Annotated in this window: 21 protein-coding genes; 10 read left to right on the forward strand and 11 right to left on the reverse strand. The window is 68.9% G+C overall.

Features of this window, described 5'->3' with window-relative positions; translation table 11 throughout:
• Positions 1-340 precede the first annotated feature (340 nt).
• The 6 genes from DEA06_RS11720 to DEA06_RS11745 form a co-directional block, all read right to left on the reverse strand.
• A complete protein-coding gene (locus DEA06_RS11720; protein WP_133241756.1) occupies positions 341-1,258 on the reverse strand; it encodes a hypothetical protein in 918 nt (305 codons plus the stop codon).
• 191 nt (positions 1,259-1,449) lie between these two features.
• A complete protein-coding gene (locus DEA06_RS11725) occupies positions 1,450-2,292 on the reverse strand; it encodes a PaaX family transcriptional regulator C-terminal domain-containing protein (protein ID WP_116648173.1) in 843 nt (280 codons plus the stop codon).
• A 1-nt stretch (position 2,293) separates the two neighbouring features.
• Positions 2,294-3,094: an ABC transporter ATP-binding protein gene (locus tag DEA06_RS11730; protein ID WP_116648174.1), complete on the reverse strand. Its 801-nt coding sequence runs from the start codon at positions 3,092-3,094 to the stop codon at positions 2,294-2,296.
• Positions 3,087-3,911 carry an ABC transporter permease gene (locus DEA06_RS11735; protein WP_116648175.1) on the reverse strand — a complete coding sequence of 275 codons (825 nt, stop codon included), beginning with the start codon at positions 3,909-3,911 and terminating at the stop codon, positions 3,087-3,089. The genes DEA06_RS11730 and DEA06_RS11735 overlap by 8 nt, the downstream gene beginning before the upstream one ends.
• Positions 3,908-4,750 carry an ABC transporter permease gene (locus DEA06_RS11740; protein ID WP_116648176.1) on the reverse strand — a complete coding sequence of 281 codons (843 nt, stop codon included), beginning with the start codon at positions 4,748-4,750 and terminating at the stop codon, positions 3,908-3,910. The genes DEA06_RS11735 and DEA06_RS11740 overlap by 4 nt, the downstream gene beginning before the upstream one ends.
• 58 nt (positions 4,751-4,808) lie before the next feature.
• Positions 4,809-5,801, reverse strand: coding sequence for an ABC transporter substrate-binding protein (locus DEA06_RS11745; RefSeq protein ID WP_116648177.1), 993 nt, complete (start codon positions 5,799-5,801; stop codon positions 4,809-4,811).
• 376 nt (positions 5,802-6,177) lie between these two features.
• Here DEA06_RS11745 and DEA06_RS11750 point away from each other — a divergent pair, with 376 nt between their 5' ends.
• The 6 genes from DEA06_RS11750 to DEA06_RS11775 all read left to right on the forward strand — a co-directional run bounded on the left by DEA06_RS11750 (position 6,178) and on the right by DEA06_RS11775 (position 11,418).
• Positions 6,178-6,984, forward strand: a complete 807-nt coding sequence (locus DEA06_RS11750; RefSeq protein WP_116648226.1) for a methylenetetrahydrofolate reductase — start codon at positions 6,178-6,180, stop codon at positions 6,982-6,984.
• A 36-nt stretch (positions 6,985-7,020) separates the two neighbouring features.
• Positions 7,021-7,896, forward strand: coding sequence for a formyltetrahydrofolate deformylase (gene purU, locus DEA06_RS11755; RefSeq protein ID WP_116648178.1), 876 nt, complete (start codon positions 7,021-7,023; stop codon positions 7,894-7,896).
• A 54-nt stretch (positions 7,897-7,950) separates the two neighbouring features.
• Entirely contained in the window at positions 7,951-9,354 is a 1,404-nt protein-coding gene (locus DEA06_RS11760) for an aminomethyltransferase family protein (protein WP_116648179.1), read from the forward strand.
• Positions 9,355-9,465: 111 nt separating this feature from the next.
• On the forward strand, positions 9,466-10,062 hold the full coding sequence (locus DEA06_RS11765; RefSeq protein WP_116648180.1) for a PadR family transcriptional regulator: 597 nt from the start codon (positions 9,466-9,468) through the stop codon (positions 10,060-10,062).
• Positions 10,059-10,646, forward strand: a complete 588-nt coding sequence (folE, locus tag DEA06_RS11770) for a GTP cyclohydrolase I FolE (protein WP_116648181.1) — start codon at positions 10,059-10,061, stop codon at positions 10,644-10,646. Before DEA06_RS11765 ends, folE begins: the two co-directional genes overlap by 4 nt.
• A 112-nt stretch (positions 10,647-10,758) precedes the next feature.
• The gene (locus DEA06_RS11775) at positions 10,759-11,418 is read left to right on the forward strand and encodes a GntR family transcriptional regulator (RefSeq protein ID WP_240606924.1); all 660 of its coding nucleotides are present in this window, start codon (positions 10,759-10,761) and stop codon (positions 11,416-11,418) included.
• A gap of 152 nt (positions 11,419-11,570) precedes the next feature.
• Here DEA06_RS11775 and DEA06_RS11780 read toward each other — a convergent pair whose 3' ends face one another.
• From DEA06_RS11780 to DEA06_RS11800, 5 genes are read right to left on the reverse strand one after another with little or no spacing between them, the layout of a single operon-like run.
• The gene (locus DEA06_RS11780) at positions 11,571-12,836 is read right to left on the reverse strand and encodes an ABC transporter substrate-binding protein (protein ID WP_240606925.1); all 1,266 of its coding nucleotides are present in this window, start codon (positions 12,834-12,836) and stop codon (positions 11,571-11,573) included.
• Positions 12,833-13,936, reverse strand: a complete 1,104-nt coding sequence (locus DEA06_RS11785; protein ID WP_116648182.1) for a branched-chain amino acid ABC transporter permease — start codon at positions 13,934-13,936, stop codon at positions 12,833-12,835. The genes DEA06_RS11780 and DEA06_RS11785 overlap by 4 nt, the downstream gene beginning before the upstream one ends.
• Positions 13,936-14,817: a branched-chain amino acid ABC transporter permease gene (locus DEA06_RS11790; protein WP_116648183.1), complete on the reverse strand. Its 882-nt coding sequence runs from the start codon at positions 14,815-14,817 to the stop codon at positions 13,936-13,938. The genes DEA06_RS11785 and DEA06_RS11790 overlap by 1 nt, the downstream gene beginning before the upstream one ends.
• A gap of 3 nt (positions 14,818-14,820) precedes the next feature.
• Positions 14,821-15,531 (reverse strand): ABC transporter ATP-binding protein, encoded by a 711-nt coding sequence (locus DEA06_RS11795; protein WP_116648184.1) that lies wholly within the window; start codon positions 15,529-15,531, stop codon positions 14,821-14,823.
• Positions 15,518-16,297 (reverse strand): ABC transporter ATP-binding protein, encoded by a 780-nt coding sequence (locus DEA06_RS11800; protein ID WP_116648185.1) that lies wholly within the window; start codon positions 16,295-16,297, stop codon positions 15,518-15,520. Before DEA06_RS11800 ends, DEA06_RS11795 begins: the two co-directional genes overlap by 14 nt.
• A 286-nt stretch (positions 16,298-16,583) precedes the next feature.
• On the opposite strand from DEA06_RS11800, the gene DEA06_RS11805 reads away from it, so the two are divergent.
• The 4 genes from DEA06_RS11805 (at position 16,584) to DEA06_RS11820 (ending at position 20,489) form a co-directional block, all read left to right on the forward strand.
• Positions 16,584-17,948, forward strand: coding sequence for an aminomethyltransferase family protein (locus DEA06_RS11805; protein ID WP_116648186.1), 1,365 nt, complete (start codon positions 16,584-16,586; stop codon positions 17,946-17,948).
• Positions 17,949-18,012: 64 nt separating this feature from the next.
• Entirely contained in the window at positions 18,013-18,915 is a 903-nt protein-coding gene (locus tag DEA06_RS11810) for an IclR family transcriptional regulator (RefSeq protein ID WP_116648187.1), read from the forward strand.
• Positions 18,912-19,682, forward strand: coding sequence for a DUF1932 domain-containing protein (locus DEA06_RS11815; protein ID WP_116648188.1), 771 nt, complete (start codon positions 18,912-18,914; stop codon positions 19,680-19,682). The genes DEA06_RS11810 and DEA06_RS11815 overlap by 4 nt, the downstream gene beginning before the upstream one ends.
• Positions 19,683-19,811: 129 nt before the next feature.
• A complete protein-coding gene (locus tag DEA06_RS11820; protein WP_116648189.1) occupies positions 19,812-20,489 on the forward strand; it encodes a hypothetical protein in 678 nt (225 codons plus the stop codon).
• Positions 20,490-20,713: the final 224 nt, after the last annotated feature.

Consider the following 20,713-nt stretch of genomic DNA (forward strand, 5'->3'; position numbering starts at 1 on the left):
ATCGTATACGAAACTCACGCGATTGTGTATACGAAACTCCTGAGGCTCGCCGCTCGTGGCGGCCCGAGCGTGCGAGGCCGCGGCGTACGTGCTCCGGTTCGCACCATCGCTCGCGCTAAGACCTGTGCGGGGCAGATCTCCGCCAGAGCGCGTGGTGCTCGACTTCTCCGACACTGAACTGCCTGCCGCAGGCGGTGCACTCGTAGGTCGCCGGCCGCCCTGAACCGTCTTGACCGAGGATTCCCACTGCCCGAGCTCCTCCTCCCGGGCCGGGTCGGATACGAGTAGTCGCGGATATTCGTCGCGACAGCCTCGCCATGTGCCCCGAGGCGGCGTATGCCTACGAAAGTGCCCCCGGGCGGGGAGGTGGTGTGACGAGCACCAGTGGGGCGCCTCCCTCGTCGCCGACGGAGACGACGAACGCATCGTCGGTGATCCAGGTCATTCCCGCCGGCGCGCACAAGAACGGTGTCGTCACGGTCGTTTCGGCGGTAACAATCGCGAGGTGGTCGACAGCAGCGCCACTACCCGACGGATCGCAATCGGCGTGACGTTCGATGACCGCTCGAGCCTGTGCCGACCCGGCCGCGACGAAGGAGGAGAGCTCTTGCGGTGTTCCCTGGCGTGACGACAGTACGTCTCCCCGGTCGTTGACGGAGATCAGGGGGCGCTCGCTCCGGGATGCCACCTCGGCCAGGAGTTGACCGTCAGCGGCGAAGGTGTAGCGGTGTTCCCCAGTGACGAGGTGGATCGTGCCAGTGCTGTCCGCGTCCAGGGCGATCTGGCCAACCGCCGGTAATGGCGTGGTGATGTCGACGGCGCCGACGCCTTCATCGAGCGGGAGCCTCGCGACCGTGAACGTCGGTGTCGCCGAGTAGTCGTAAGCGACGACAAGGACGTCCTGACCAAACACCGTCACGTCTCCTAAAGGCCGCGAGTCCTCGTGGACCACATCCCATGACATGGTCTCCGTGTCGAAGACCCGCACCACTCCACCTCCGCTCACCGCGTCGGATGAGACCACCACGAGTTGAGTGGGGGTGATTGCCGCCACCGCGCCACTCGGGACGCCCTCGTCGAGGTTGAACCGGCGGACGGCGTCGCCGGACGCATCGATGTGCAGCCAAGAGCCGACCGAAACCCCCCAGAAGCCTCCCGCGGTGTCGCTGAGCAGTTCCATCGGGTAGGTGGTGTCGATCAGGCTCTCGCCCGCCTGCTCGCCGTCCATCGAGTTGTCATAGCTCACAGGAGTGAGCACCCAATCGTCCTCCTGAGGTCCTGACGCTGAACATGCCGCCGCTGGAAGCAGGCTCGTGAGGACGGCAACCGCAAGCAGGGCTCTCCGGGGAGCTTTCACCCGTTCACGATAGTGCCGCGCGCGTGGCTACGCCCGACCTCGCACCACGATCGAAGTCACGCGGTAGACGAACCGTCTCGTCGCGCTCAACGTCAGCCCAGGTCGGCGAAGGCCGCGACGGCCGCGACGTGCAGCTCGCTACGACGCGCCCGGTAGGCGGCGATCGAGCGCTGCGCCGGCCAGTCGTCGTCGAGGAACTCGTCGGGAAGACGGGGGTCTGCCCTGAGCAACGTGAGCCAGTCCGACACCAGCATCGTCAGCGACGACAGCGGCGGAACGGATGCTGCGGAGCGCGCCGGCTCTTCCCATACGGCCAGGAAGCGCTCGTGCAGTCCGCGCAGAGCGACGAGATCCCAGGCCTCCCGCACCGACGCGGCGAGAGGGAACTCGGGCAGGTCGCGCGCCCGGAAGGCCACGACGCTCGAGTCGGCCAGCTCGTCGCGGAGCGGCTCGAGCGCACCGGCGAGATCGACCTCGCCGGGGGCGACCCACAGACCGTCGCGCACCGGCGCGAACCCGCCCCAGGTGAGGGCGGCGCGCAGGCGGTGGCGGAGAGTGCGCTGGCCCTCGGGAACCGAGAAGGTCACGAGCGTCCATCCTCCGCCGTGGGGCGAGAACGGGTCGGGCGAATGCACGCGCTCCGACCCCTCGCGCAGCACGTCGCGGCCGTGGTCGGTGAGGCCGTACTCGACCTCGCGCCCGACGCGACCGCGGCTCAGGAACCCGCGCACGACCATGCGGTCGAGTGTGGCGCGCGCCGTCGGGCCGGCGACGCCCGCACCCTCGAGCACGTCGAGGTAGACACCCGCGCGCAGGGGTCGCTCGATGCGCAGGTCGAGCTGCTCACCCAGCAGCGCCAGCAGCAGCTGTCGCGGGTTGCGGGCGAGGCCCGCCTCTTCATCGCGGGGGCGGGCAGGGGTGACCGTGGACGACACGTCAGGCGACCGGCCGCACGGCCTCGCCCCGCTTGGCGCGCTGGATCTGCTCGTAGACGTGCGTGCGCAGCTCGGTGAAGCGCGGCAGGGCCCGCGTGGTGATCTGGTCGCGGTCCGGGGCCAGGTCGATGACGAGGTCTTCCTGCACCCATGTCGGCGACTTGGACAGCACGACGACCCGCTCGCCGAGGTAGACCGATTCGTCGATGTCGTGAGTGACGAAGAGGATCGACATGCCGCGCTCGAGGTGGAGGCGGCGCACCAGATCTTCGAGATCGGCCCGAGTCTGCGCGTCGACGGCGGCGAAGGGCTCGTCCATGATGAGCACCTCGGGCTGATAGGCGACGGCACGGGCGATCGCCACGCGCTGCTGCATGCCGCCCGAGAGCTGCCACGGGTAGCTCTTGGCCGCGTGATCGAGGCCGACCGCGACGAGCGCGTCGTCGATGAGACTGTCGCGCTCGCCCTTCGAGAGCTTCTTGTGCTTCAGGGGCAGCTCGACGTTGCCCCGCACGGTCAGCCAGGGGTAGAGGCTGCGACCGTACTCCTGGAAGACGAGCGCCATGTTCGGCGGCGGGCCGGTGACCTTTTTGCCGTCGAGCACGACGCTGCCGGCGGTGGGCTTGAGCAGCCCCGCGATGCACTTGAGCAGGGTGGTCTTGCCGCAGCCCGACGGGCCGACGATGCAGACCAGCTCGCCGCGACGCATGGTGAAGTCGATGTCGCCGATGGCCTCCACCGATCCGGTGGTCGATTCGTACACCTTGTTCAGGTGCTCGACGTGCAGGAGCGTCTCAGGCACGCTCCACCTCCTTGATTCCGTGGTACCAGCGCAGGACTCTGCGCTCGACGATGGTGAAGACGACGGCCAGCAGCACACCGACGAGGCCGAGCAGCACGATGCCGCTCCACATCTCGGCGATGAGGTAGTTGCGCTGGAAGAACGTGATGCGGAAGCCGAGCCCCGACGACGAGTAGAACATCTCGGAGATGACCATCATGATCAGGGCGACCGACAGGGTCTGGCGCACCCCCGCCATGATGCGAGGGCTCGCCGCGGGCAGCACGAGGCGGAACAGCCGCTGGCTGCGCGTCAGCGAGAACGAGCGCGCGGTCTCGGTCATGACCGAGTCGGTGCCGCGCACCCCCTCGACGGTGTTCAGCAGCACGGGCCAGAGCGACCCGAAGACGATCACGATGATCTTCATGCTGTCCGTCACGCCCAGCAGCGCGACGAAGACGGGGATGAGCACCGGCGGCGGGATCGCGCGGAAGAACTCCAGCAGCGGCTCGAGCAGCTCGCGCAGCCACCGGGTGAGACCGATCAGCGTTCCGGCGGCGATCCCGATGGCGATCGCGAGCACGATGGCCACGGCCAGCCTCGCCAGGCTCGGCAGCACGTCGGTGACGAAGATCGGCCCGACCCAGGTGTCGACGAACGCCTCGGCGATCCGCAGCGGGCCCGGGAAGAACTTCGCCGGGGCGAGGGTTCCCCAGATTCCCCAGACGATCAGCAGCACGATCGGGAGACCGATGGCGAAGCCGATGCTCTTGCCGGCCTTGGCCCACACGCGCGGCGCGGGCGAGGCGGTGCGCACGGTGCTCGTGTAGAGGGTCACAGCACTTCCTCCCCGCGGATCGATTGGTGCCACGCCAACGCGCGGCGTTCGACGAAGCGGAAGACGAGGTTGATCAGCAGCCCGAGGATGCCCGTGACGACGACGACCGCGTACACCGTCGAGATGTTGCCGATGTTGTAGGCGACGACGAGCACTTGACCGAGGCCCGGGTTCTGGATGGTCATCTCGGCCGTGATGGCGAGGATGAGGGCGACGGATGCGGCGAGCCGCAGTCCCGTGAAGATGTAGGGGAGCGCCGTGGGGAGCACCAGGCTTCGCAGCTGCGCGACCCGCGTCAGCCCGTAGCTGCGCGCGGTGTCGCGGGCGACCGTGTCGATGTCGGCGACGCCGTAGAGCACCTGCACGAACACCTGCCAGAAGCAGGCGTAGACGATGATGACGAGCGCCGCCTGGATCTGGATGCCGTAGGCGAGGATCGCGAGCGGGATGAGGGCGACCGACGGGATCGGGCGGAGGAACTCGACCGTGCTGTGGGTCGCTTTCCGCAGGAACGGGATCAGCCCGACGAGCCCGCCGAGCACGATGCCGAGCACCGAGGCGATGGTCAGCCCGATCGCCCAGGCCGTCATGGTGCGCCCGACGTTGCGCCAGAACTCGAGGTCTCCGACCATCACGCCGAGCCGGGCGAACGTGTCGACGGCCGAGGGCAGCTGCGAAGGGTTCACGATTCCGGCCGCGGCGACGAGCTGCCACACGGCGAGGAAGCCGATAATGCCCAGCGCGCCCAGGAGGGGCTTGCGCGGAGACCGCCGGGGCTTCCGGCGACGCGGCACCACCACCGTCGAGGTGTGCAGCGGAGCGGGGGGAGCAAGGGTCATGAGACGCCTTCCGGGAGGGAGAGGCCGGGGGCGTCGCCGAGCGACGCCCCCGGTCGGGTCACTGCTGCGGCTGGATCAGCGTGGCGAAGTCGGGCTCCGCGTCGATGTAGCCGTACTCGACGGCGAGGGCGCCGAGGTCTTCGATGCCGGCGTCGCCGAGATCGAAGGTGAAGTTCGGCAGCGTGATCGCTGCGGCCGCAGCCTCCGGGATCTCGAGGTTCGACGCGATCGCCGCGCGCACGGCGTCTTCGTTCTGCGTCGCGTACTCGAGCGCTTCCTTCATGGCCGCCGCGTAGTCGGCGACGAGCTCGGGGTCGGAGTCCATCTTTTCCTGCGTGGTGAAGTTGGTCAGCACCGTCAGACCCGGAATGGTCGCCTGGTAGGGCGAGACCACGTCGACCCCGCCACCGCTGACGATGAGGCCGCGGAACGGGTCGGGCACCCATCCGGCGTCGATGTTGCCGGCCTCGAGCTGCGCCTGCACGTCGGGGAAGGCGACCTCGATGAACTCGATCGTCGACGAGTCGCCGCCGGCGTCGTCGACGGCCTTGCGGATCGTGAGGTCGCCGGCCGCGCCGATGCTGTTGACCGAGACGCGCTTTCCCGCGAGGTCGGCGGGGCTCGCGATGCCGGAGTCGGCGAGCGCGACGACCGAGTTGACGTCGTCGCCGCTGGCAAGGCTCGAGGCGTAGTTGCCGAAAATGACCACCCCGAGGTCCTGCAGGTCGGCCCGGATCGGCCCCATGGGCTGACCGATGGCGAAATCGATGTCACCGCTGAGGAGGGCGGGGATCGCCTGGGCGCCGCCCTGGGCGGGGACGACCTCGACCGCGAGGCCGTGCTCCTCGAAGATGCCCGCGTCGATCGCGGCCCAGAGCGCCCCGCTCTCGGCGATGGGGAGGGCGGCGACGCGAACGTCGCGCAGTTCGCCGCCGCCCGCGTCGGCGGAGCCCGACGACGTGTTCGCGGGGGTGGCGGCGGAGTCGCTGCAGCCGGCGAGCGCCAGGGCTGCGACGGCGACGAGTCCGAGCGCGGTCAGGGTCTTCTTCATCGAATGGCCTCTCAGTGCGGTGAGTGGGTGTCGACGCGACAGGGCCATCGGCGGGCGCCCGTTACGGGAGTCACGCTGTCATCCGCACCGCGTCGTGCTGACACCGCCATGCTCCGCGATGGCCGACCCAATGTCAAGCATTCCGTGACGATCGTCGCGTGATCGTTTATTGGCGAACGGACGTCACGGATCCGTGGGCCGACAGGCACATCCGAAATACCTCTTGTCATTACCTATCAACGTAGGTAATGTCCCTCTCGGAGCTGCAGTGACGCACTCCCCCTGAGAGCGGAAAGGACCACGATCAGTGGCACACACATCCCCCGCGGGCGACAACGCCGCATCCGTTCGTCTCGTCGAAGGCTTCTCGCTGGAGATGACCGGCAAAGACATCCCCGGCCTCCAGGAAGCCCAGAGCACGATCCCGGCCGGTACCAAGATCAACGTCACCTTCCTCGGGAACGAAGACCTCGAGATGCGCGTGGCTGCCTCGAAGGCCGTCGTCGACATGGGCTTCGTCCCGGTCCCGCACATCTCGGCCCGACGCCTGTCGTCGCAGGCTCGGCTCGAGGAGTACCTCGACCGCCTCCAGCAGGTCGGCGCGAGCTCGAACGTGTTCTCGGTCGGCGGCGACCCGGCGGAGCCCGAGGGTCCCTACCCCGACTCGCTGTCGGTCATCCGCACCGGACTCCTTCAGAAGTACGGGGCCACCGAGGTCTCGATCGCCGGTTACCCCGAGGGGCACCCCGACATCCCGAACGACGTGCTCTGGAAGCACCTCGAAGACAAGTCCGCGGCGCTGAAGGAACAGGGCCTGGATGCTGTCATCCTCACGCAGTTCGCCTTCGACACCGACCCCGTCACGGCCTGGGTCAACGGTGTCCGCGAGCGCGGCATCGCGTCGGAGATCCGTATCGGCACCCCCGGCCCCGCGGGCATCAAGCGCCTCATCGGGTTCGCGCGCCGCTTCGGCGTCGGCGCGAACGCGATGATCGTGAAGAAGTACGGGTTCTCGCTCACGAACCTCATGGGAACCGCCGGTCCCGACACCTTCGTCACCGACCTCGCCGCCGAGCTCGCCCAGAACCCCGCGTCGGGGGATGTCAAACTGCATTTCTACACGTTCGGCGGTCTCAAGGCGACGTCGGAGTGGGCACGCGACTACATCGCGGCCCGCGTCTGACCCGCGCCCGACGACCGAGGCCTGAGGAGAAAACGCATGTCCATGCACACCGCCGCCCTTCGCGATCGCGCCTGCCTGATCGTCCACGGCCCTGACCAGCCCGGGCTCGTCGCCGCCGTGACCGCGCTCATCACGCGGCACAAGGCGAACATCGTCTCGCTCGACCAGTACAGCGACGACCCCGAGGGCGGCAACTTCTTCCAGCGCGTCGTGTTCCACATGAACGACCTCGCCGCCGCGTTCCCCGACCTCAAGGCCGACCTCGCGGAGACCCTCGAGCCCTACGGCATGACCTGGAAACTCACCGATCAGTCGGTGCCCAAGCGCATGGCGATCCTCGCCTCCACGAGCGATCACTGCCTGCTCGAGTTGCTGTGGCGCCACCGCCGCGGCGAGCTCAACGTCACGATCCCGATGGTGATCTCCAACCACACGAACACCGCGGAGGACGTGCGCTCCTTCGGCATCCCGTTCTTCCACGTGCCCTCGCAGGGGCCCGACAAGTCGGCGGCCGAGGCGGAGATCCTCAAGCTCCTCGCGGGCAACGTCGACTTCGTCGTTCTCGCGCGCTACATGCAGATCCTCTCCGACGACTTCATCACCGGCGTCGGGGTTCCCGTCATCAACATCCACCACTCGTTCCTCCCCGCCTTCATCGGCGCCGGCCCCTACAAGAAGGCCAAGGAACGCGGCGTGAAGCTCATCGGCGCGACCTCTCACTACGTGACCAAAGACCTCGACGAGGGTCCGATCATCGAGCAGGACGTCGCGCGCGTCGACCACTCGCACTCTGCCGCAGCCCTCCAGGCCCGCGGCGCCTACGTCGAACGCGCCGTGCTGTCGCGAGCCGTGCAGTGGCACGCCGAGGACCGTGTCATCCGGCACGGAAACCAGACCATCGTCTTCACCTGACCCCATGCCTCATCCGAGGCACTCTTCGAGAGAGAACAGAGAGGTTCACCTTCCATGGCTGACAACCTGCAGGAGCTGCTCGACCAGACCAACCCGGTCGAGATGCTGCGCAACTCGCAGATCGGTTCGTACATCTACCCCGTCGTGCCCGCCGACTTCCAGAACTGGATCAAAGAGCAGCAGGCCTGGCGCAACACCGCCGTGCTGTACGACCAGTCGCACCACATGGACAACGTGTTCCTCAAGGGCTCCGACGCGATCAAGCTCATCAGCGACACCGCGATCAACTCGGTCGCGAACTTCGCCGTCAACAAGGCGAAGCAGTACGTGCCGACGACCTCGTCGGGCCACGTCATCGGCGACGGCATCCTCTTCCGCGAGGCGGAGGACGAGTACACCTACGTCGGCCGCGCACCCGCGTCGAACTGGCTGATGTTCCACGCCGAGACCGGCGGCTACTCGAACCTCGACCTCACGGTCGACCGTCGTTCGAACTCGCGCCCCTACGGCCACGCGGTCACGCGCCAGTACTACCGCTTCCAGATCCAGGGTCCCAACGCCTGGGCCGTCATCGAGAAGCTCAACGGCGGCCCGCTGGAGAAGCTCGGCTTCTTCAACATGTCGACGATGAGCATCGCCGGCAAGCAGGTCCGCACCCTCCGTCACGGCATGGCCGGCGCGCCGGGCCTGGAGATCTGGGGCCCGTACGCCGACCACGACGCCATCCGCGACGCCATCGTCGAGGCGGGGGCCGAGTTCGGTCTCGTCCCGGTCGGATCGCGCGCCTACCCCTCGAACACGCTCGAGTCGGGCTGGATCCCGTCGCCGCTGCCGGCCATCTACACCGGCGAGGCGGAGCGCGCGTACCGCGAGTGGCTCGGCACCGACAGCTACGAGGCGACCGGAACGCTCGCCGGCTCGTTCGTCTCCGACAACATCGAGGACTACTACCTGACCCCGTGGGAGCTCGGATACGGCTCGTTCGTGAAGTTCGACCACGACTTCATCGGCCGCGACGCCCTCGAGAAGATCGACCCGGCCAGCCAGCGCAAGAAGGTCACGCTCGCCTGGAACGCCGAGGACCTCGCCGGAGTCTGGGGATCGCTCCTCAACGTCGACGGACCGACCTACAAGTTCTTCGACCTCCCGCTGGCGAACTACGGCTCGGCGAACTACGACTCGATCGTCGACGCCGACGGCACGAACGTCGGATTCTCGATGTTCACCGGATACAGCGCGAACGAGAAGCGCGGCCTCTCGCTCGGCGTCGTCGACCCCGACGTGCCCGAGGGAACCGAGCTGAAGGTCGTCTGGGGCGAGCCCGACGGCGGCACGTCGAAGGCGTCGGTCGAGAAGCACGAGCAGACCGAGGTCCGCGTCGTCGTCAGCCCCGTCCCCTACTCGACCGTCGCCCGGTCGACCTACCAGGGCGGCTGGCGCACCGGTTACAACGACTGAGCACGTCCGTCCGAGGGGCCTGGGCGAACTCGCCCGGGCCCCTCGCCGCACCCCGCGGTGCATCGACCGGTAGCCTCGGCACTCCGACGGGGTGACGACAGAAGGAGTCCGATGAGTCTGCGATACGCGCTTCTCGCGCTCGTTCGCGTGGGTCCGCAGTCGGGGTACGAACTGCAGAAGCAGTTCGCCGTCTCCGTCGGCCATGTCTGGCACGCGCCCGACTCGCAGATCTACCCCGAGCTGCGCCGCATGGAGGGCGAGGGGCTGTTGTCCGGCGAGGAGCAGACCCGCGGCGAACGCGGAACCCGACGGCTCTACCACATCACTCCGGCCGGCGAGCAGGCATTCCTCGACTGGATGGCCTCGCCGCCCGACTATCAGCGGGTGCGCGATCCCGCGCATCTGCGGGCGGCCTACCTCGAGGCCGCCACCCCCGCGCAGGGACGCGCGTTCCTCCGCGCTCACATCGCGCAGTGGGAGGGCGAACTCGATCAGTGGCGCGGCGAGCTGGTGCGCATCGACGCCGCCGACAACCCGATGCTCGTCCGACGCCTCGCCGTCACCGCCGACGAAGATCGCGAACGCACGATCGCGTACAAGAGATTCGCCTACGAAGGCCTCGTCGAGCGTGCCCTCGGCGAGATCCAGTGGGCCCGCAGCGGACTCGACCTGATCGACCGCCTCGAAGGTGCCGAGGAGGCCCCATGACGATCACCAGCCCCGTCAGCGTCGACCGCGACCGTGCGGTCTCAGCCGTCCGCGAACTTCTGCTGGCCGTCGGCGAGGACGCCGACCGCCTGGGCCTGCTCCGCACGCCCGAACGCGTCGCCGACCTCTTCCTCGATCTGTTCTCGGGGCTCGGCGTCGACCCGGCCGCCGCGCTCGGCGCTCCCGTCGCCCTGACGGAGAACGAGCAGCCCGGCGAACTCGTCGGGCTCACCGGCATCCCGTTCCGGTCGGTCTGCGAGCACCACCTCCTCCCCTTCGAGGGCACCGTCGACATCTACTACGCGCCCGTGCGCCACATCGCGGGCCTCAGCCGCATCGCGACTCTCGTCGAGCTCGCCGCCCGCCGCCCCCAGCTGCAGGAGCGGTTGGGACAGCAGATCGCCGACGCGCTCATGGCCGTTCTGCGGCCGCACGGCGTCGCCGTCCGGATCGAGGCGGCCCACGGATGCGTCGCGCATCTCGAGCCGAGCGCCGCGTCGGCGCGAGCGATCACGGTTGCGACCGTCGGCACGATCCCCGACGCGACCTGGCGTCTCGCGGCCAGCACGCACCCCGCGCCCTGACTCCGCACCTGCCGCACAGCGGAAATGGCGTCGAGAATGGTGCCCGGATCGGCGACAATGGTGCCACTGCCCGTGGAGGTCGCCACGGGCATCTCACGGAGAGCGTGGAACCATGACCCTCATGCCTGTCGCCGATGACGCCGACACCGTGGAACGAGCCACCGTCGATCAGCAGATCCGCGAAGCGATCCTCGGCGGCGAGTTCGCCCCCCACCAGCGCCTCATCGAGGCCGACCTCAGCGACCGGTTCACCGCCACCCGCGCTGCGGTGCGCACCGCGCTGCTCACCCTCGCCAGCGAGGGACTCGTCGAGCGGCTGCCGAACCGCGGTGCGCGCGTACGCGCCATCAGCGTCGAAGAGGCGATCGAGATCGTCGAGGTGCGCGTGGGCCTCGAGTCGCTGTGCGCCCGCAAGGCCGCAGAGCGGGTCGACGCCGACGCGATCGCATGGTTGCGCGACCTGCGCGACCGCATCGGGACCGCCGTCTCCGCCGGCGATCTCGTCGAGTACTCCCGCCTGAACCAGGAGATGGACCGGCGTCTTCGCGAGTTGAGCGGTCACGCCACCGCCACCCAGCTGCTCGAGCGCCTGCGAGCCCAGTCGGCACGGCACCAGTTCCGCCTCGCGTTCGCCCCCGGGCGCGCCGCCCGATCGGCTCCCGAGCACATCGCGATCATCGACGCGGTGATCGCCGGAGACGCGGATGCTGCGGAGGCGGCGACACGCACCCACCTCGCCGGGATCGTCGAGGTGCTCCGCACCCTCGACTGACCCCTCCGCACAACGTCGGACGAACCAGCCGGCACCCCGCGGCAGCCACCGCTTGGCCCGGCGTGTCGCACGAAGCATCCGAAGTCCTGCCTGGGAAACACCAAACGGCGGCCCGCCCCGAGGGACGGACCGCCGTTTCGGCAGGCGGAGGTCTAGCCGAAGTCCTCGACGGTGGTGTAGCCGGTGCCGTTGTACTTCTGCACGACGACCGACGAGACCGCGGGCTGACCGTCGACCGTCGTGTCGACGGCGGTGCCGTCGAGCATCAGCGGTGCCTGGAAGTCGGTGATCGACCTCAGCGCCTCCATGAAGTTCTCACGGGTCGGCTCGGTCATGTTCTCGAAGGCCTGCTCGAGCGTCGCGCCCACCATCCAGCTCCACTGGCAGTGGGGGAACGCCGGCATGTCGGGGTAGTTGCCGTACTCCTTCAGCGCGGAGAGGTACGTCTTCACGTCCTCGTCCTCGGCGAAGGCGGGGCTCTGCGGGGCCTTGGCGAACGACACCGAGTAGATGCCGGGGAACGCGTCGGCACCACCGGGCTGGAGGATCGCCGTCGGGCTCGAGGTGTTCGACGGCAGGAACCAGCTCGGGGTCCAGTTCAGCTGCTGCGCCTTCTGCAGCGCCGAGATCACGAGAGGCGTGATCGACATGGCGTTGACGAAGACGTCGGCTCCGGACGCGGCGAGCTCGGTCATCTGACCATCGACGGCCGTGTCGGTCGCCTCGTAGGTGAGCTCCTTGACGATCTCGATGTTCGAGGCGCCCTCGACGGCCGTCTTGAAGCCCTCGAGGTACCCCTCGCCGTAGTCGTCGTTCTGGTACAGCACGGCGACCTTGTGGCTCTCGGTCGAGGAGGCCAGCAGCTCTCCGAAGGCTTCGCCCTCGTTCTGGTAGATCGGCACGAAGCCGAGCTGCTCCGGGCTCTCGGCCTGGTCGCTGAAGATCGGGTCGCCCGTCATGACGAGCACCTGGGGCACCTCGTCGGCGACGGCCGCCTGGAGGTACGCGCGGTTCGTCGGCGTTCCGAGGCCCGCCGTCATCGCGAAGACGCTGTCCTTGAGCTGGTCGTAGTTGGCCTTCGCCTTCTGCGGGTCGTATGCGTCGTCGAGCGCGTTGATCTCGACCGTGCGCGTCTTGCCGTCGCCGAACTCGATGCCGCCCTCGGCGTTCTTCATGCCGAAGTAGGCCGTGACGCCCGCCACGGTGCACGTGCCGGGGCCGGCCGTCGCACCGCTCAGGGGCGTCGTGATGCCCAGGGTGAGCGTGGTGTCGGTGATGCCGGGGCTGGCCGCGACCGCGCCGCCCGAGGCGTCACCGCCGCCCTCTCCCCCGCGCGAACAGCCCGAGATCGTCAACGCGAGCGCCGAACTCAGGGCGACGATGCCCAGGACGCTCCTGCTCCTCTTGCTCATGTTCATGCCTGATCCTCTTTCTTGTTATCGGTGCCCGAGGTGCCGCCCCCGGCGGCGTCTCGAAGGACGGTTCCCTCCGCCGCGGGGCGCTGCTGCTCGCCCTGCGGAGGAGTCGGTCGACTGCCGGACGGACCGGCGTGCTGAGGTTTTCGGAAGAGCTTCCGCAGCCGGGCGGGAAGCGAGGCGAGCCCGCCGGGGAGGAGGAAGAGCACGAGCAGCAGGAGCGCGCCCTGCAGCACGGCGGTCAGGTTCGGATCGACGAGGTTCGTCAGCTGCGGGGCGAGCACGTAGTACGCGCCGCCCAGGAGCGACCCGATGATGCTGCCCGCGCCGCCGATGACCATGGCGGCGAGCAGCTGGATGCTGTGGCCGAAGCTCATGGTCTCGGGCGAGGTGTACTGCACCACCACCATGTACAGGAAGCCGCTGACGCCGCCGATGAGGGAGGCCACCGTGAAGGCCAGCACCTTGTAGCGATAGGGCGAGATGCCCATCGACGAGGCGACGGCCTCGTTCTCCTTCACGATGGCGAAGGCGCGGCCGTACTTCCCGCGCACCAGGTTGCGGGTGAGGAGGAAGACGATGCCGCCGACGAGGATCACGATGTAGAGCTGGAACTGGTCGTCGTACAGACCCGACCATTCCGGCGCATCGGTGAAGCGGGCGGAGATGCCCTGCGAGCCGCCCGTGAACTCGGACAGGCGCTTGGCGAGGGGCACGCCGACGATGGGGAGAGCGATGGTGACCATCGCGATCGCGAGCCCGCCGAGGCGAGCGGCGGCGAGCGCGATCAGAAGCCCGACGACACCCGGCAGCACGATGCTCGCGATGAAGGTGACGACGATGTTCCAGTCGTTCTCGACCCCGTAGGCGGTGATGTACGCCCCGAACCCCACGAAGAAGATCTGGCCGAGCGAGACCTGGCCGGTGTAGCCCATGACGACGTTGAGGCCGAGCACCGCGACGGCGAAGACGCCGATGCGCGCGACGGTCTGGTTGGCGAACTCGGGGAGCATGAGCGGCAGCGCGAGCACGAGCGCGACCACCACGATCGTGATCGCGAGGCGCACCCAGCGGCGCGAGAGGAACGACGTTGCAGCGGACATCAGACGCGCACCACGGCTTTCCGGCCGAACAGGCCCTGCGGTCGAACGATGAGCACGACGAAGATCAGCACGAACGGCACCGCGACCTTGAGGTCGTAGCCGATGAACGGCACGTACACGGCGGCGAGGTTCTCGAGCACCCCGATGATCCAGGCCGCGAGCACCACCCCGAGAGGACTCGACAGGCCGCCGAGGATCACCGCGGCGAGCGCGTAGACCAGGGCGTTGTCCATCATTCCCGGGGTGAGCGTCAGCTGCGGGGCGATGAGCGCACCGGCAACGGCACCGAGCACCGCCGCGAGGCCCCACCCGACCATGAGCAGCCGACCGACGGGGAGGCCCGAGAACGACGCCGACTGCGGGTTCACCGCGACCGCCCTGAGGGCGAGTCCGAGCTTCGTGCCGAGGAACAGCCCCTGCAGCGCGATCATGATCGCCACGATCACGAGGGTCGTGCCGAGTGACCGCACGCTCACCGAGGCCCCGAGGATCGAGACGGTGTCGAGCGAGAAGAGCGAGGCGAACTGCTGGTTGTTGTAGGTGAAGAGCCACCCACAGATGCCGGTGATGAGGGTGAGCACACCGATGGTGACCACGACCGCGGTGTCGGGGTCTCCCCGTTCGAAGCGGCGCATCACCCACCGTTCGATGCCCGCGCCCATGAAGAACGAGACCAGCACCGACAGCAGGATCGCGACGATCAGGGGCACACCGAAGCCGGTGAACCACCACGCGATGTACGCCGAGAGCACCGCCATGCCGCCCTGCGCGAAGTTGATCAGCCCGGTCGTCTGGTTCACGAGCACGATCGCGAGCGCGAGGGCCGCGTACACCGACCCGATCGAGAGCCCGTCGACGACGAGTTGGACGAAGGTACCCATCGGTCAGCCTCCCAGGTAGGCGCGTCGGATCTCGTCCATGCCCTTGAGCTCGGCCGAGGTGCCGGTGAGGACGTTGCGTCCGGTCTCGAGGACCGTCGCGCTGTCGACGAGGCGGAAAGCGAGGTTGGCGTTCTGCTCGACGACGAGCATCGCGATGCCCGACTCGACGCGCAGCCGCGCGATCGCGTCGTAGACGTTCTTCGCCGTGCTCGGCGCGAGCCCGAGCGAGGCCTCGTCGAGCAGCAGCAGCCGGGGCCGGGCCATGAAGGCGCGGGCGACGGCCAGCATCTGCTGCTCTCCACCGGAGAGCGCGGAGGCGCTGGAGCGGTACCGCTCCTTCAGGTTGGGGAACAGCTCGAGCAGGTAGTCGATGTCGGTCTGGATCGCCGTGCGGTCCTTGCGGAGGTAGGCCCCGACACGCAGGTTCTCGCGCACGGTCAGAGAACCGAGCGTGCCTCTGCCCTCGGGAACGTGGGCGATGCCGATCCGGGCGACGCGGTCGGTGCGCATGCCCCGGATGTCCTGGCCGTCGAAGCGGATGCTGCCGCCCGCCCGTACGACGCCGGTGATCGCGCGCAGCGTGGTGGTCTTCCCCGCGCCGTTCGCTCCGAGGATGCCCACCGCGCCTCCCTCGGGCACCGACAGCGAGACGCCGTCGAGCACCTGTACGGGACCGTAGAACGCGGTGACGTTCTCGAGTTCAAGCAGCGCCATCGACCGCGTCCTTTCCGATGTAGGCCTCGATCACGCGAGGGTCGTTCTGCGCCTGCGCGGCCGTGCCTTCCATGAGCGTGCGCCCGTGGTCGAGCACGACGACCCGGTCGGTCAGCGCGGCGATCAGGCCCATGTGGTGCTCGACGACGATGACGGTGATGTCGTCGTCGCGGATGCTGCGCACCGTCGCGATCAGCTGCTCCACCTCGGAGTGCGGCAGGCCCGCCGCGGGCTCGTCGAGAAGGAGGAGGCGGGGTCGCGAGAGGAGCGCCCGGCACAGCTCGATGCCCTTGTGCAGACCGTGGGAGAGTTCGTCGGCGGGGAGGTCGGCTGCCCATCCGAGGCCCGTCCGCTCCAGCAGCGCACGCGCCTCCGCGCGCAGCTCGCGCTCGGACCGCAGGGTGCGGGGCGACCGGATCGACCACTCGGCCGGTCCGCCCGGGAGGCGGGTGTGAGCGCCCAGCAGCACGTTCTCGAGCACCGACGAGTGCAGCTGGAGCGCGGGATGCTGGAAGGTCCGCGCGAGTCCGCGTCGGGCGAGGCGTGCCGGCGTCGAGCCGAGCATCTCGTCGTCATCGATGCGGATCGACCCGGAACTCGGGCGGTAATGCCCGCTGATGCAGTTGAACAGCGAAGTCTTCCCCGCGCCGTTCGGCCCGACGAGGCCGAAGATCTGGCCCGGTTCGACCGTGAATCCCACGTTCTCGAGCACCGTGATGCCACCGAATCGCAGGTTCACCTCCTGCAGGGTCAGTCGAGCTGCCATTGCTCACCTCTCCGTGTCGCAGCATCCTTGCCTACGACATAAAGGACGAATCCCGCCCTGTCTGGGAAGCTACGGATCCGCTCCCCGATTGTCAACGATTTTGGTGTGCGGTTATGCGGACGTGATCTCGGGCCCCCTCCACGAGCATGCGCCGGCGGCCCCGTCGACCCGGTTCACGGTGACATCGAGACCGCCCATACGCCGCGGAATTTCCTTTCATCGGAAGCCGACACGTCGAACCGGCGCGGCGGGCGCACGATCGGACGTAACGAAAGGAACGTCGACGATGACATCCGAATCCCTCGCCCAGGCGATCACCCGTGCCGGCTCCGCCGTGGAGCTGCTCCGCAACCAGAACTGGCCGGCCTTCACGTTCCCGGTCGCACCCGAGTTCACGAACTGGCGCGACGAGCAGCGCTCGTGGAGCACGACCGTGGCGCTCATGGACCAGTCCCACCACATGACGCAGCTGTTCCTCGGCGGCAGCGATCTGCTGCCGCTCCTCGAATCGGTCTCGCCGAACACGTTCGCCACCTTCCGGCCCGGCGTGGCCAAGCAGCTCATCTCGGTGAACGAGGGCGGCTACCTCATCGGGGACGGCATCCTCTTCTACAACGAAGACGCCCCCGAGGGCCTGGTGCTCATCGGCCACCACATCCTCATCGACTGGATCCGTTACAACGTCGAGAAGGCCGCGGCGGCGGGCAAGGACGTGCACCACCGCCTCGAGCCGAACTCGCACATGCGTCAGGGCCCCCCGACCTTCTACCGCTACGAGCTGCAGGGCCCCCGCGCCGACGAGGTCATGGAGAAGCTCTTCGGCGGCCCGCCACCCGAGGTGAAGTTCTTCCACATCGGCGACTTCCAGATCGCCGGACGCGCGGTCAAGGGGCTTCGCCACGGCATGGCAGGACAGCCGGGCTTCGAGTTCTTCGGGCCCTGGGCAGACAACGAGGCCGTGCTCGAGGCGATCCTCGACGCCGGCGCCGAGTTCGACATCCGCCGCGTGGGCGCGAAGGCCTACTCGGCGACGCCGCTCGAGTCGGGCTGGGTGCCCACCCCGTTCCCCGCGGTCTTCGACGACGACCTGGCCGAGTACCGCGAGTGGCTGCCGGCCGCGCGCATCGGATCGGTGGCCGGGTCGCACTTCTCGTCCGACATCCGCGATTTCTACATGACCCCCTACGACCTGGGGCTCGGGCGCTCGGTGCGCTTCGACCACGACTTCCATGGGCGCGCCGCCCTCGAGCGCCACGCCGAGGCTCCGCGCCGGCGAAAGGCCACGCTGCTCTGGAATGCCGAAGACGTCGCATCGGTCGTCCGCTCCCAGCTCGAACCCGGCACTCCGGCGAAGTTCCTCGACTTCCCGAAGGCGCGCTACGGGCTCTACCAGATGGACGACGTGCGGCTCGACGGCCAGAGCGTCGGCATCTCCACCGACGCGGGGTACATCGCGTTCGACCAGCTCTACATGTCGCTCGCGACGATCGACGTCGACGTGGCGGACGGCACCGAGGTCGAGGTGGTGTGGGGCGAGGATCCGATCTCCGCGAAGCACTCGGTCGACCAGGATCACCGCCAGGTCACGATCCGCGCGACCGTCGCCCCCGCGCCGTACCACGAGTGGGCGCGCACGGTCTATCGCGCCTGACCGCGATCGCCGGAGGGTCGGGCACGCGGCGGATGGTGTGTAGGGTCTCTCGCAGGAGGTCGCGATGGCGCGGAGATCTGCCGGGGAGTCGGCGCTGCACCGGCACCTGCGCGTGCTCGACGCCTTCGACGCGCTCCGTCCGTTCCTGACGCTCGGCGAGCTCGCCCGCGCCGCGGGACTCCCCCTCTCCACGACGCACCGGCTCGTCGGCGAGTTGCTGCAGGAAGGGATGCTGGAGCGCATGCCCGATCGCACCTACCGCCTCGGCGTGCGGCTGTGGGAGTACGCCTCGCGCACTCCGGGGGCGCTGGGCCTCCGCGAGGTGGCGCGCCCGTGGCTGGCCGCGGCGCACGCGCGGATCCGTCAGCACCTGCAGCTGGGGGTGAGGTCGGGCACCGACGTGCTCTTCATCGAGCGCATGTCGACGAAGGACGCCGTGGTCAACGCCACGCTCATCGGCGGACGCATCCCGCTGCACGCCTCCTCGATCGGCCTGGTGCTGCTCGCCCACGCCCCCGACGCCGTGATCGAAGACACCATCGCGCAGGGGCTGCGCGCTTACACCTCCCGCACGATCGTGACCGGGGCCGGGCTGCGCTCGACCCTCCGCCGCATCCGCGCCGACGACGTGGCGATCGCTCCCGGCCACATCCATCTCGAGTCGCGCGGAATCGCTGTGCCGGTGCGCGGGCCCGACGGCTCGGTGTACGCGGCGATGGGTGCCGTCGTGCGCAACGACGATTCGTCGGCCGCTCCCGTGGTCGAAGTGCTGCGCGTGGCCGCCGCGGGGGTCACCCGGTCACTCCGCGACGTCTATGCCGCCGACGTCGACGAGAACGCCGCGCTGCACGGACCGCGACCCGATGCGGGGGTGTCGGCCCGTTCGTGGGAGTACATCGCCGCGCTCGATGCCCGGGCACCGCGGACGGGATCCGGCGGGGCGGCGGCGGTGGGAGGCGTGCGATGACACGGATCGCGGTGATCGGGCTCGGCGAGGCCGGCAGCCTCTACGCCGGGGGGTTCCGCGAAGCCGGTGCGCGGGTGCGGGGCTACGATCTCCGCCCCCGTCTGGCCGACGGCGGGCAGGTCGACCGCCTCGCCGATGCGCTCGAGGGCGCCGACGTGGTCGTGAGCCTGGTCGGTGCCGCCTCGTCGCTGGAGGTCGCCCAGGAGGCCCTTCCCCTGCTCGAGCCGTCGACGATCTTCGCCGACTTCAACACCTCGTCGCCCGATCTGAAAGACCGCATCGCCGCGATTGGAGCGGCTCACGACCTCGACGTGGTCGACGTCGCCGTGCTCGCTCCCGTCCCGCGTGAGGCGGAGCGCACGCCCCTCCTGGCCAGCGGTCGCGGAGCCGAGCGACTGGCCGCGCTTCTGCGCCCGCTCGGGGCGCCCGTCGTCGTGCTCGACCAGCCGGCGGGCGCCGCGGCCCGCATGAAGCTGCTGCGGAGCGTCTTCACGAAGGGGCTCGCGACGCTCATGATCGAGACGCTCGGGGTGGCCCGCGCCGTCGGGGCCGAAGACTGGGTGCGCGACCAGATCGCCTCGGAGCTCGGCGACCAGGGGCCCGCACTGCTCGACCGCTTCGTCGCGGGCACGTACCAGCACGCCGAACGCCGCGAGCACGAGGTGCGCGACGTGCTGGCAGCGCTCGAGGCGACCGGGCAGCCCTCCGACATGACCCGCGGAACGCTGGCCTGGTTCGAGCGCATCCTGTCCGAGCGTCCGGCCTGACGCCGCCCGGGCTGCTGACTCCCCCGGGTTCGGGGCGCCCTTTCTCCCTCCGGGGCGCGGAATCCCCCGCCCCGGGGAGTAGATCGCGCCCCGAACGTCGGTGGCGCCGTCATACGGAAGACTGTCGGCGTGGCCGAGCCCGACGTGAGCGAGCTGATCGCACGCCTGGAAGCGCTGAACGAGGCAGAACGGATGCTGTGGATCGGCGACGGCACGATGCGCGCGCTCAACGGCCCGGCCGCGCTGGTCCGCCAGCGGGAGATCGATGACGAGCGCGAGAGGGTCCGCGCCGAGTTGCGCGCGCGCACGACCCCGGAGATGTGGGCCGCGGCCCTCGCCGACCTCCAGGAAGACCTCCAGAGGATCGGTTTCGTACCGCGCCTGTTCGGCGTCGGGTTTCTCCTCCTCATGCTGCTCTTCGCGATCTTTTCGTGGTTTCACGGCTGGTCGCCGCTTCTCCAGGCCGCCTTCGTCGTCACTCCCGTGGTGACCCTCGTCTGCGCGTTCCGCGTCACGGCGCACGTCCGCGGAGACGTCCTGGTCGTGAGGTCGTACCTCAGAACGCAGGAGATCTCGCTGAGAGACGTGTCTTTCAGCGTGGCGCCGTACGAGGGGTTATGGAACACCTACAGGGGGGCCGAGGGTTGGCTGGGCGGGAACATCTACGTCCTCGTCGCCTGGTACGCCGACTCCTCGAGTCAGGAGGTGAAGGCGACCGTCTGTTTCCGCAGAACCGCTGAGCGCATCGCTCGACGGCTCGACGACCACGCCGACATGCTCCGCGACTTGGCGACCGGAGAGAACTGACGGCGGCCGCGCCGCATCCGGTTCGCTCCGGAGGAGATGTGCACTGCGGAGGTTTCCCCTCGCGAAACTCGCCTCCGGTGTGCACATCCCCTCCCGTATGAACCGTGCTTCGAGTGCTCCGGGCGAACCAACACCTCGGGAGGACGGCGCACGTCGTTCGTGCCGGTGCGTCCCCAGCGGTCCGGTGCACGATGCCCCCCGTCACCGCGAAGAGAGACCTCGTC

Origin of the sequence: Microbacterium sp. Gd 4-13, from assembly GCF_003095395.1 — a bacterium.
Classification (GTDB): domain Bacteria; phylum Actinomycetota; class Actinomycetes; order Actinomycetales; family Microbacteriaceae; genus Microbacterium.

Bases quoted from the DNA above. Each gene is read 5' to 3' on its own strand.
- DEA06_RS11795 (WP_116648184.1), bottom strand. From the start codon at position 15,531: ATGGCGCTGCTTGAACTCGAGAACGTCACCGCGTTCTACGGTCCCGTA.
- DEA06_RS11785 (WP_116648182.1), bottom strand. From the start codon at position 13,936: ATGTCCGCTGCAACGTCGTTCCTCTCGCGCCGCTGGGTGCGCCTCGCG.
- DEA06_RS11780 (WP_240606925.1), bottom strand. From the start codon at position 12,836: ATGAACATGAGCAAGAGGAGCAGGAGCGTCCTGGGCATCGTCGCCCTG.
- DEA06_RS11790 (WP_116648183.1), bottom strand. From the start codon at position 14,817: ATGGGTACCTTCGTCCAACTCGTCGTCGACGGGCTCTCGATCGGGTCG.
- DEA06_RS11745 (WP_116648177.1), bottom strand. From the start codon at position 5,801: ATGAAGAAGACCCTGACCGCGCTCGGACTCGTCGCCGTCGCAGCCCTG.
- DEA06_RS11765 (WP_116648180.1), top strand. From the start codon at position 9,466: ATGAGTCTGCGATACGCGCTTCTCGCGCTCGTTCGCGTGGGTCCGCAG.
- DEA06_RS11810 (WP_116648187.1), top strand. From the start codon at position 18,013: ATGGCGCGGAGATCTGCCGGGGAGTCGGCGCTGCACCGGCACCTGCGC.
- DEA06_RS11775 (WP_240606924.1), top strand. From the start codon at position 10,759: ATGACCCTCATGCCTGTCGCCGATGACGCCGACACCGTGGAACGAGCC.
- folE (WP_116648181.1), top strand. From the start codon at position 10,059: ATGACGATCACCAGCCCCGTCAGCGTCGACCGCGACCGTGCGGTCTCA.
- DEA06_RS11805 (WP_116648186.1), top strand. From the start codon at position 16,584: ATGACATCCGAATCCCTCGCCCAGGCGATCACCCGTGCCGGCTCCGCC.
- DEA06_RS11760 (WP_116648179.1), top strand. From the start codon at position 7,951: ATGGCTGACAACCTGCAGGAGCTGCTCGACCAGACCAACCCGGTCGAG.
- DEA06_RS11800 (WP_116648185.1), bottom strand. From the start codon at position 16,297: ATGGCAGCTCGACTGACCCTGCAGGAGGTGAACCTGCGATTCGGTGGC.
- DEA06_RS11750 (WP_116648226.1), top strand. From the start codon at position 6,178: ATGACCGGCAAAGACATCCCCGGCCTCCAGGAAGCCCAGAGCACGATC.
- purU (WP_116648178.1), top strand. From the start codon at position 7,021: ATGTCCATGCACACCGCCGCCCTTCGCGATCGCGCCTGCCTGATCGTC.
- DEA06_RS11740 (WP_116648176.1), bottom strand. From the start codon at position 4,750: ATGACCCTTGCTCCCCCCGCTCCGCTGCACACCTCGACGGTGGTGGTG.
- DEA06_RS11815 (WP_116648188.1), top strand. From the start codon at position 18,912: ATGACACGGATCGCGGTGATCGGGCTCGGCGAGGCCGGCAGCCTCTAC.